Source organism: Escherichia sp. MOD1-EC5495, from assembly GCF_002965965.1.
GTDB lineage: Bacteria > Pseudomonadota > Gammaproteobacteria > Enterobacterales > Enterobacteriaceae > Escherichia > Escherichia ruysiae.
Map to the genome: position 1 here is coordinate 157,212 of NZ_PTRI01000004.1, position 10,841 is coordinate 168,052.

General features: G+C 50.7%; 3 protein-coding genes and 1 pseudogene. 1 reads left to right on the plus strand and 3 read right to left on the minus strand.

All coding sequences use genetic code 11. The annotated features are described in order from the left end of the window. Nucleotides 1-9 precede the first annotated feature (9 nt). The 3 genes and pseudogenes from BEG40_RS05085 to metG form a co-directional block, all read right to left on the minus strand. Nucleotides 10-3,771, minus strand: a pseudogene (locus BEG40_RS05085) (DUF4132 domain-containing protein). Between the two features lie 12 nt (nucleotides 3,772-3,783). Further along, nucleotides 3,784-7,587: a DUF4132 domain-containing protein gene (locus BEG40_RS05090; RefSeq protein WP_105285003.1), complete on the minus strand. Its 3,804-nt coding sequence runs from the start codon at nucleotides 7,585-7,587 to the stop codon at nucleotides 3,784-3,786. A gap of 139 nt (nucleotides 7,588-7,726) precedes the next feature. Continuing rightward, nucleotides 7,727-9,760 carry a methionine--tRNA ligase gene (metG, locus tag BEG40_RS05095; RefSeq protein ID WP_105285004.1) on the minus strand — a complete coding sequence of 678 codons (2,034 nt, stop codon included), beginning with the start codon at nucleotides 9,758-9,760 and terminating at the stop codon, nucleotides 7,727-7,729. Between the two features lie 132 nt (nucleotides 9,761-9,892). On the opposite strand from metG, the gene apbC reads away from it, so the two are divergent. Next, nucleotides 9,893-10,841: iron-sulfur cluster carrier protein ApbC (apbC, locus tag BEG40_RS05100; protein ID WP_105268405.1), on the plus strand; the 949-nt coding region annotated here is incomplete at its 3' end.

Below are 10,841 nucleotides of genomic sequence, written 5' to 3' on the forward strand. Positions count from 1 at the left end.
GTTCTTCCCTTATTCAAATAGAGCTTCAATGTCATTAATTAACTCGCTGGCGGTGATGTCATCGAGCACGGAGAACTGGGCTTCCTGTGTTGCGTTATTCCTCCAGCCATAGCTTTCTGCTTTGCCATCCCATAGCCACAGTTTGCTTAAGAGTTGGTCGGCGCTGAGTTCGGCTGGTGACATGCCTACCGCAAAACCTTCATCGATTTCCATGATTAACGACCAGCGACCAAGAGGTTTGATCATCCAGCCGATCCACCCTGCATCCTGCGGTTCGCCACGCAACCAGCCTTTATTTGCCAGCCCCATGACCCGACCGCTCGGGCATTTTCTGCCTGTCCAGCGAGTCAGTTCGCTGGCATTGCGCTCAGCTTCTGTCAGGGCGTAACTGTTACGGTCAAGCTGGCGGAACGGTGGTAGCAGTTCGTAGTCAGCAAAAAGCTGACCAAAGGCGGCAGCATCCGTCGGTGATATTTCCAGAACGTGAGGAATACCAATAGAGATATCGCCTTCCGACAGGGTGAAGATATCATCGTTAGCGGTGCTGTAGCTGTTGTCTTCCTCTACACGAAAGCAAGCCAGTAGCTGGTTGTTGGCGCTATAAACGCCCCAAATCAGGCGGCGGGTTAAGTGGCGTACCAGTGGGTGTTCAACCAGAAAGAGTCGAAAGTTTTCCTCTGACCAGCGGCGGCGCAGGCACATGGCGGATTCCAGCCTTGCTACCTGCTGGGCGGCAACGGTACGGGCATCTTTTTTCAGCAGTTTGTAGCGGTTAACCGCGTCGTTCGCCCGCGATTCATCATCGCTTTTATTGGGTTTAGGTAAGTCTTTCAGGCGGCTGCCGGAAACATCACGCACAAACGGTTTTAAGGTTTCATCAAAGCTGACGGTGAACTGACGTGGGCCGAAATCCAGCAGCAGCGAACCGTTATCATCCAGACCGAGATCCGGTGCTAACCGGTCTTCAAGCTCCGCGACCGTGAGTTCGCGGCTCTCGGCAATGTCGGCAATCTTTTCTTTTGCCCGCTCCTGCAATGCTTTGAATTTTAGCTTCTGGGCGATACCGTTAAGTTGCATCAGAGCAATATCGCTGCCGATAGCGGCGAGAATATCCAGTCCGACGGTGGCCCGTTTATGCTGGGATTCGCCAGGCCATGCGCGGATAAGCGGCGTCAGTCTGCGGGCGGTGTCATCGTTGCCGAGAACACCTAACGCACTGAACGCCCAGCTCTCTTTCGACGGCGCGCCAGCCGTCTGCCAGGCGATAAACAGATCCCAGGCAAATTCAGCCAGTGAGTCGGCGGTACAGGCATCTTTCACCTGTAATAATCCCAGATAAAGTGCCTCTTCCTGAGGGAAGCGAAGCATTTCACCGAGGTGGAGGAGGGCGTTATCTGGTAGTGATTGGGCGTTTGCTTTTAATAGCGGGCGTGTCCAGAGCGATGGCTGATAAAAGGTCGGAAGAGTAGGGATTTTTGTCGGGTGATTATCCAGCGGATCGAGAGCCAGCAGGGCGTTGATGGCGGCTGTTACTTCCGGTTGGTTATAACGCAGGGCGACTTGTTCCAGTAATGGCTGATGACCATTTTCAGTCAACATACGCAAGGCGGCGCGGGCATTATCCTGGGCTTCACCGGCTTTGCCGAGAGCCGCTGGCAGCAGGCCGGTAATGGCATGTTCCGGGTATTTCAGAAGCCTGGTACGGGCGTCTTGTCGTAGGGTTTTGAGTTTGTTGAAGGCGCGAGCAATCAGCGGCGCTAATTCGATAGCCGCAAAATATTGTGCTACAGGCAACGCTTCCTGTGGATAGCGTGAAAAGGAGTGAATAAAACCCTGCAACCCGCTGAGTTGCAGGTGCGTCATGACATATTCGACGCCGACGTGTGGCTCTTTACTAAGGACATTCCACGCCTGCGCTGTTTTTTCTATAGGCAGTGCAGCTAACATGTAGAGCTGCCATTCCCGTTGATAGGAGTGCCAGAAGGTTTTAAATTCGCTGATCAGCGCGGAATAATCTCCCCGCAGCCAGACCTCTACAGCAACATCAGGCGCTTTCATATAGTGATCATTATTCCAGCGATTGAAACCCAGGCGCGTCAGGTAATTCTGAGTATCCTCTTTTTGTCCGATATCTATTTGATGTGCGTACCAGCGATGCCTTGCATGAATCTCTTTTTCTGCCGTCTCGGTCAATGTGCAGCGTGACTCCAACGCTAATGGCGCTAAGTCCAATACCGGCATTACAGATTTTTTCTTTTTCACCCGCCACGGGGGCGAGACTAATACGGCTGGCAGCATATCGTCGCAGGCATGGTTTGAGGGTTGTGTCAGCTGTTGCTGGCATGATTTCAGCACTGTAGCTGCTGGTGACGTTAGCCAGGGAATTACCCGTTCTGCTAATGCTGGTTGAGAGATAAGCATTGTCATCAGCATCATACGCCAGCTTTTTTCCTCTTTTTGCGCCAGCAATTCAGCTAATGCCGCCATAGCAGCATGTGGAAAGCGAGCGAAAGCCTTTGTCATCCGTTCGTGGCAACGCTTTCCTTGCTCGCTAGCATGGATAAGCGACGTAAGTGCCTGCGGATGGTTGATATGCATCAACACTTCACCGCATGTGTCGCCGGAAGCATAAGGGGTGAAACGGGCTAGCGCAGCGACACGTTGTTCCTGAAGTATTGTCGCACACCAGATTTTACCGCAGTAATAATCATCAAATACCTGCCCTGGGTGCCCAGGATGGTATTTTTCCAGCTCCGTCAATACCTGCTCATCTGTGACCACTAGTTTTAGCCATTCCAGTGCATATAACCCTTTTTGCCCGCAAAGTCGTCTGGCAATTTCATGAGCTACTTCTGGTTTTTCTGGCAACAATAACGCAACTAGTGGCTGGTTCCAGGCAGGCATGTTTCCGAGTGCAGCAATCAGTTTGCCGGCGCAGCGTTGCCATACCTCATCATTTGCTAGTGACAGATGCTTACGCAGGCGCATTTCAATTGCGGCGAACCGTGACAGATAATCAGGCTGCGTCTTAGCCGGGGTGACCGTAATAAGACTGGCGTCATAATTCCAGCTAAAACAGATGGATTGCCACGCAATGATCACTTCAGTGGCATATTCCAGACCACCTTCCTGGACAATTTGATCCAGTAACTCTTCGTGATCATTACGATTGAAACCTTGTTCCAGAGCAACCAATACCGCCAGAACTTGTGGCGGCAGCGTGGTATGAATGGGGGAGTCGATAAGGTCGACAGCCCGGGCTATTGCTTGCTGCCAGTCCGGTGAACAGGCGCTGTAATCAAAGGTGACCATCTTTTTAAAACGCCGATGAGTATTTGCGGCGACGGTGCGAAGTAGAGTTAATTTACCCTCTTGTGGCACAGGATTGCCTGGTCAGCGTCGATGACTTAGAGTTGTTGGGGCTACTTCTGTAGGCAGAATGATTTGGGCATCGTCTGCCAGCCAGGGAAGAGTAGCTCCAGCAGATGTTGGTTTGGCTTGTGGCAAAGGGGATATTTGAGAGCTTTCGGTAACTTTGGCGAGGGCTGATGACGGTGTTATTACAATGTTCTCCGCCACATACCCCTTTTTCGTTTTCTCCGCAATCAACTTCAGCTCCGCCGTTTCCGCCGCCGCAGCGTCCGCAAAGTTTTTTACCTGGCTTTGCCCGGTGGTGCCGACCTTACCCCAACTGATATGCAACTCGTTTCCCTGCTGCTCCACCGCCCAGAATTTATGTGATTTTTCGTCCTGATAAATATAGGGTTTCATAGTTAAATCCTTTTAATCAAACAGTGATTCAATATCGTTAATCAACTCGCTGGCGGTGATGGCATCAAGCGCGGAGAACGTGAGCGAGGGCTGTGTACTGTAGCGTTCCCCTGGTGAAGTGATTTTTACGCTTTCAACAGGTAGTAAATCGCCATAACCCGTTTCACCATAAATCAATGAGAAATGTTCTGTTTCAAGTTCGAGATCGCCATAAAGGGTAGATTTGCGCATTGCATAGACGCTGCCGCTTTCTTCCAGGCGTTGCCAGCCTCTGCGTTCCAGTCCGACAATGCGCCCGGCCTGGCAAAGCCGTCCGCTCCAGCGTGTCAATTCATGGGCGCTGCGTTCATTGTCAGTAAGGTGGTAACTACAACGGTCGAGCTGTTGGAAGGGGGGAAGCAGTTCGTAATCAGCGTAAATTTGCCTGAATGCAGCGGCGGATTCAGGGGAGATTTCCAGCACATGCGGAATACCGATGTTCCCTGCTGGCAGCGTGAATAGCTCATCCTGCGCATCGCTGTAAGTGCTGTCTTCTGCCACGCGGAAACAGGTCATAAGGGCGTTTTCATCGTTATATACTCCCCATAACAGCCGTCGGGTTAAGTGACACATCAGCGGATGTTCTGCCAGGAACAGGCGGAACTGCTCTGCCGTCCAGCGTCTGCGCTGGCACATAGCCTGTTCCAGGCGAGCAATCTGCTGGCTGGCTATGGCGCGTACATCTTTTTTCAACTGTTTGAAGAGGTTAACGGCGTCAGTTGCCAGTGTTTTATCATCGCTCTGGTTGGGTTTAGGTAAATCTTTCAGAACTTTGCCGTTTGCGTCGCGAACCACGGGTTTTAGGGTTTCGTCAAAACCAACGGTGAATTGACGTGAACCGAAATCAAGTGTCAGAGAGCCGTGGGCATCAAGTCCTAAATCGGGAGCCAGTCGGTCTTCCAGTTCGGCCATTGTCAGCCCGCGATTTTCGGCGACCATATTGATTTTGTCGCGGGCATGTTCCTGCAATGCTTTGAATTTAATCTTTTGCGCAATGCCATTAAGCAACATCAGCGCCATATCGCTACCGATACTGGCTAACACATCCAGCCCGGAAACTGCTCGTTTATGCTGGGATTCCCCCGGCCAGGCACGGATAAGCGGGGTTAATTTACGGGCGGTGTCGTCATTGCCTAAAATTCCCAGCGAGGTAAATGCCCAGTTTTCTTTTGCGGGGGCGCCAGCTTCTGTCCAGGCGGTATACAGATCCCAGCCAAATTCAGCCAGTGATTCGCGGGTGAAGGTTTCTCTAATGATATCCAGCCCAGCGTAGGCGGTAATGTCGCGAGGAAAGCTCAACATAGTGCCGAGGTGGCGCATAGCGTCATCTGGCAGAGGCAGGTTGTTACTTTTAAGCCGTGGTCTGCGCCATAAGCTGAACTGATAAAAGCCGGGCAGAGGGGCGATTTTTGCGGGATATTCTTCCAGCGGATCGCTATCGAACAATGTTGCCAGCGCAGCTAAAACATCAGGTTGGTTATACCCTTGGGCGATTTCCTCAATCGTTTCTCGCTGGTTTAATTTCACCAGCAGACGGAGCGCCTGGCGGGCACAATCACGATCTTTTCCTTGTTTGCCCAGTGCCACAGGAAGTAGCCCGGCGGCGGCATGGCGTGGGAATTTAGCCAGCCATTTTCGGGCATCTTCAGCAGACATTGTTTTCTGTAATCGCTGCGCCATCTGTAATGCTAATTCGCTGACGCCCAGGAAGAGAGTGAATATCCACAACTGTTGTGGCTTACGTTGCAGACATTTCATAAACGCAGGAATGGCCGCATCACCAAAAATCGCCAGAATCTCTTTCTCGCCGGAGAATTCTTCTTCATTGATTATTTGATTGAGGAAAGAAATAGCATGTTGAGTGGGTAGGAAACAGAGAGCGTACAACTGCCAGGATTTACTGCCTTTGTTATGGTATTGCGCAAACTCTGCTTTCAGCGCCGGGAAATCGAAACGTAACAGGGCATCAACTGCGCTTTGTGGCATTATTTTTTTTTCGTATTGTTCTTCTCCGGTTCTGCGCCATTCCTTAAACCCCAGTCGCCAGAGAATTTGTTGTTCTGGTGTAAAAGGAATGAAAGATGTCTCCCAGCTTTCTTTTTCAATTAGTGGCAGATCGGTAAAAAATGTTTGCTGTGATGCCTGATATTTTGCGATGTCACTGAATCTGGATATGTCAGTATAACTGATTAATTCTGTAATTCCTGGTGTGATATCAGTGACGGCAGGAACGGGAAGTATCGGTAAATCAAATACGGGTACTGCATTCTTTTTCTTATTTATTACCCACGGTGGCGAAGTAAACAGCTCTGGCAACATATCCGCAGTGGCATATTCACATTCTTCAGTCGCAGGTTGCGGACGACATTCAGATAAGATACCTGCCGCTTTAGCATTAACCCAGGGAATAACGTCACATACCAACTCTGGCGTGGCGGTAATCAGTTTGACAAGTGCGTTACGCCACTGTGTATCTTCATGTATTGCCAACAAAGTAGCATAAGCGGCAATAGCCGCAGCAGGATGTTTTTGACAGGCTTTGCTTAAGTATTCCAGGTGCTTTTTCTTGCCAATTACACCGAGGATCAGAATTTGAATCGCATCCGGGTGATTCGTTTTCCATAGCCATTTGACAAGGTTTTCGGTTTCACTGATGTGATTGAAAACATAATCCGGGTCGTCAGAATGGTCTTCCGTTAACTCAAGAAGTATCCGGTTTACACCGCGCACCCCATTATTTGCCAACAACATTGCCAGATAAGCGCGAAAATCACGATACAACGGTGGGAAGTCGTATTTTTCTGCTGTAGTTAGAGCAGTATCATCGGTTACCACCAGTCTTAACCAGGTCATCGCCGGAACGTTTTGATCTGCATAACGTAGCGCCATGGCATTGGCGATATCCGGTCGTTCAGGGATCAGTAGCGCCGCAAAAGGTTGCCGTGCCGGGGAGAGCGAGGGAATAGCAGCAAGTACTTTATCTACACAGCGTTGCCACTCATCTTCTGAAGCGAGTGAAAGATGATGACATAGACGTTGATGCCAGTTCGGTAGCGATTCTGCTTCGAGATCGGGAGGAATTATGGTCGTGACGGCGGCTTTTACTGTTTTATATCTAAGTTGAAGAGCGAGAAGGGTGATTTCAACGGTAGTTTCCAGGCCACAACGAACGACTAAGTCATCGACCAGTTCATCTGTTGAGTAAGAGTTCCAGGAGTGCCAGAGTAATGCCGCATCAGACTGCGCACTACCTGTCTGTAGATTATCCTGGATTCGCAACTGTAATTCGGCAAACGCCTGCTGCCAGTTTTCCGGATAAGAACTGTAGTATTTTTTTAAATCATATGCATAAGTGCTATCTGCAATGCGCTTCCATACCTCACCTTTATTGCGCAGATAATTAATTTCTCTTGGCCTGGTGCGATGAGGAAAAGCAAATCGATTAATATCGTCAGTTAACGCAATGGCTGCATCATCAGCAAGCCATGGCCGTTTGTTTTTACTTACAACTGCGGTTTTAACTTCAGAAGGGGTACTTTCTTTTGTGACTGGCGGGATAACCATATTTACCGAGTCACCTTCCACATAACCCTTCTTCATTTTCTCCGCGATTAGCTTCAGCTCTGCTTTTTCCGCAGCAGCAGCATCCGCAAAGCTTTTTACCTGGCTTTGCCCGTTGGTGTCGACTTTTCCCCAGCTAATATGCAGTTCGTTTTCCTGCTGCGCCACCGCCCAGAATTTATGTGATTTCTCGTCCTGATAGATAAAGTGTCTCATTCTGCATCCCTGTAATTTTATCCAGTTTAATACAGATGCTAACAGCATTTGCGCAGGTTACAGAGCGACAAAAAGGCGAGAAAACAACTTTAGGAATTTATAAAGAAAAGGCGCTGTCGATGCAGCGCCTTGAAGGGGATTATTTCACTTGATGACCCGGTTTAGCACCGGCATCCGGGCTTAACAGGAAGATATCTTTCCCGCCAGGACCTGCGGCCATCACCATGCCTTCGGAGATACCGAAGCGCATTTTACGCGGTGCTAGGTTAGCCACCATAATGGTGTGACGACCAATCAGCGCCTGTGGGTCTGGGTAAGCAGAACGAATGCCGGAGAAGACATTGCGTTTTTCACCGCCGAGATCCAGCGTCAGGCGCAGCAGTTTGTCAGAACCCTCAACAAACTCTGCGTTTTCAATCAGCGCCACGCGCAGGTCAACTTTGGCGAAGTCGTCAAAGGTGATGGTTTCCTGAATCGGATCATCAGCCAGCGGGCCAGTAACTGGCGCGGCAGTGGCTTTCACTTCTTCTTTAGAGGCTTCCACCAGTGCTTCAACCTGCTTCATGTCGATGCGGTTATACAGTGCTTTGAACGGATTAACTTTGTGCGCCAGCAGCGGTTGCTGGATGCCATCCCAGGTCAGTTCCGTATTCAGGAACGCTTCCGCACGCTCGGTCAGTTTCGGCAGTACCGGTTTCAGGTACGTCATCAGCACGCGGAACAGGTTAATGCCCATTGAGCAAATCGCCTGCAGGTCGGCATCGCGACCTTCCTGTTTCGCCACCACCCACGGAGCCTGCTCGTCAACATAGCGGTTAGCCAGGTCAGCCAGCGCCATGATTTCGCGCACAGCTTTACCAAACTCACGGCTTTCCCACGCTTCACCAATAACTTCAGCGGCATCGGTAAAGGTTTTGTACAGTTCAGGGTCAGCCAGCTCGCTTGCCAGTACGCCGTCAAAACGCTTGTTGATAAAGCCAGCGTTACGGGAGGCCAGATTCACCACTTTGTTGACGATATCGGCATTCACGCGCTGAACAAAATCTTCCAGGTTCAGGTCGATATCATCGATGCGCGAAGAGAGCTTCGCGGTGTAGTAGTAGCGCAGGCTATCAGCGTCAAAATGATTCAGCCAGGTGCTGGCTTTAATGAACGTGCCGCGAGACTTGGACATCTTCGCGCCGTTCACTGTCACATAGCCGTGAACAAACAGGTTGGTCGGCTTGCGGAAGTTGCTGCCTTCCAGCATTGCTGGCCAGAACAGGCTGTGGAAGTAAACAATATCTTTACCGATGAAGTGGTACAGCTCGGCGGTGGAGTCTTTCTTCCAGTATTCATCGAAGCTTACGGTATCGCCGCGCTTGTCACACAGATTCTTGAAAGAACCCATATAGCCAATTGGCGCGTCCAGCCAGACGTAGAAGTATTTGCCCGGCGCGTTCGGAATTTCAAAACCGAAGTACGGTGCGTCGCGGGAGATGTCCCACTGTTGCAGGCCGGATTCAAACCATTCCTGCATTTTGTTTGCTACCTGCTCCTGCAACGCGCCGCTGCGGGTCCATGCCTGCAACATTTCGCTGAAAGAGGGCAGATCAAAGAAGAAGTGTTCGGAATCACGCATTACCGGCGTAGCGCCAGAAACCACTGATTTCGGCTCGATCAGTTCCGTCGGGCTATATGTTGCGCCGCAGACTTCGCAGTTATCGCCGTATTGATCCGGGGATTTACATTTCGGGCAGGTGCCTTTCACAAAACGGTCCGGCAGGAACATGCCTTTTTCCGGATCGTACAGCTGAGAGATGGTGCGGTTTTTAATAAAACCGTTCTCTTTCAGGCGAGTATAGATAAGCTCAGACAACTGACGGTTCTCTTCGCTGTGCGTTGAGTGATAGTTGTCATAGCTGATGTTAAAGCCTGCGAAATCAGTCTGATGCTCCTGACTCATTTCGCCAATCATCTGCTCCGGGGTGATACCAAGCTGCTGGGCTTTCAGCATGATCGGCGTACCGTGGGCATCGTCGGCGCAGATGAAGTTGACCTCGTGGCCGCGCATTCGCTGGTAACGGATCCAGACATCAGCCTGGATGTGCTCCAGCATATGGCCGAGGTGGATTGAGCCGTTAGCGTACGGCAGTGCGCACGTCACCAGAATTTTCTTCGCGACTTGAGTCATAGTAGGCATTACTTCTTAGTAGTGAAAAGGGGTTAGATAGTACCAAATGGGAAAATGTTAAGTAAGTACTTATCTATTTTCTTCAGGTAAACTATTTAGCTGATGGTTTATCTATATAAATAAGGAGTCGGGATGAACGAACAATCCCAGGCCAAATCACCAGAAGCCTTGCGCGCAATGGTCGCCGGGACACTGGCTAATTTTCAGCACCCAACCCTGAAGCATAACCTTACCACGCTGAAAGCGTTGCATCATGTCGCCTGGATGGACGACACCCTGCATGTGGAGCTGGTTATGCCGTTCGTCTGGCATAGCGCGTTCGAAGAGTTAAAAGAGCAATGTAGCGCCGAATTGCTGCGTATCACCGGGGCAAAAGCTATCGACTGGAAACTGTCGCATAACATTGCCACCCTGAAACGCGTTAAAAATCAGCCGGGAATTAACGGCGTGAAGAACATTATCGCGGTCAGTTCCGGCAAAGGCGGCGTGGGTAAATCCTCCACGGCAGTAAACCTGGCGCTGGCGCTGGCGGCGGAAGGCGCGAAAGTCGGCATTCTGGATGCCGACATTTATGGTCCGTCTATCCCAACCATGCTGGGGGCAGAAAATCAGCGTCCGACCTCGCCGGACGGGACTCACATGGCACCGATTATGTCTCATGGCCTGGCAACCAATTCAATTGGTTATCTGGTCACTGACGACAACGCGATGGTGTGGCGTGGCCCGATGGCGAGCAAGGCGCTGATGCAAATGTTGCAAGAAACCTTATGGCCGGATCTCGACTATCTGGTGCTCGACATGCCGCCAGGCACCGGTGACATTCAATTGACACTGGCGCAAAACATTCCAGTAACCGGTGCAGTCGTGGTCACCACGCCGCAGGACATCGCGTTGATCGACGCGAAAAAAGGCATTGTGATGTTCGAGAAAGTCGAAGTTCCGGTGCTCGGTATTGTCGAGAACATGAGCGTCCATATTTGCAGTAACTGTGGTCACCATGAACCGATTTTCGGCACTGGTGGTGCAGAGAAACTGGCCGAGAAATATCACACACAGTTGCTGGGGCAGATGCCGTTACACA

What these genes read in the sequence shown, in the direction of transcription:
- metG (WP_105285004.1), bottom strand. Translation starts at nt 9,760, where the DNA reads ATGACTCAAGTCGCGAAGAAAATTCTGGTGACGTGCGCACTGCCGTAC.
- BEG40_RS05090 (WP_105285003.1), bottom strand. Translation starts at nt 7,587, where the DNA reads ATGAGACACTTTATCTATCAGGACGAGAAATCACATAAATTCTGGGCG.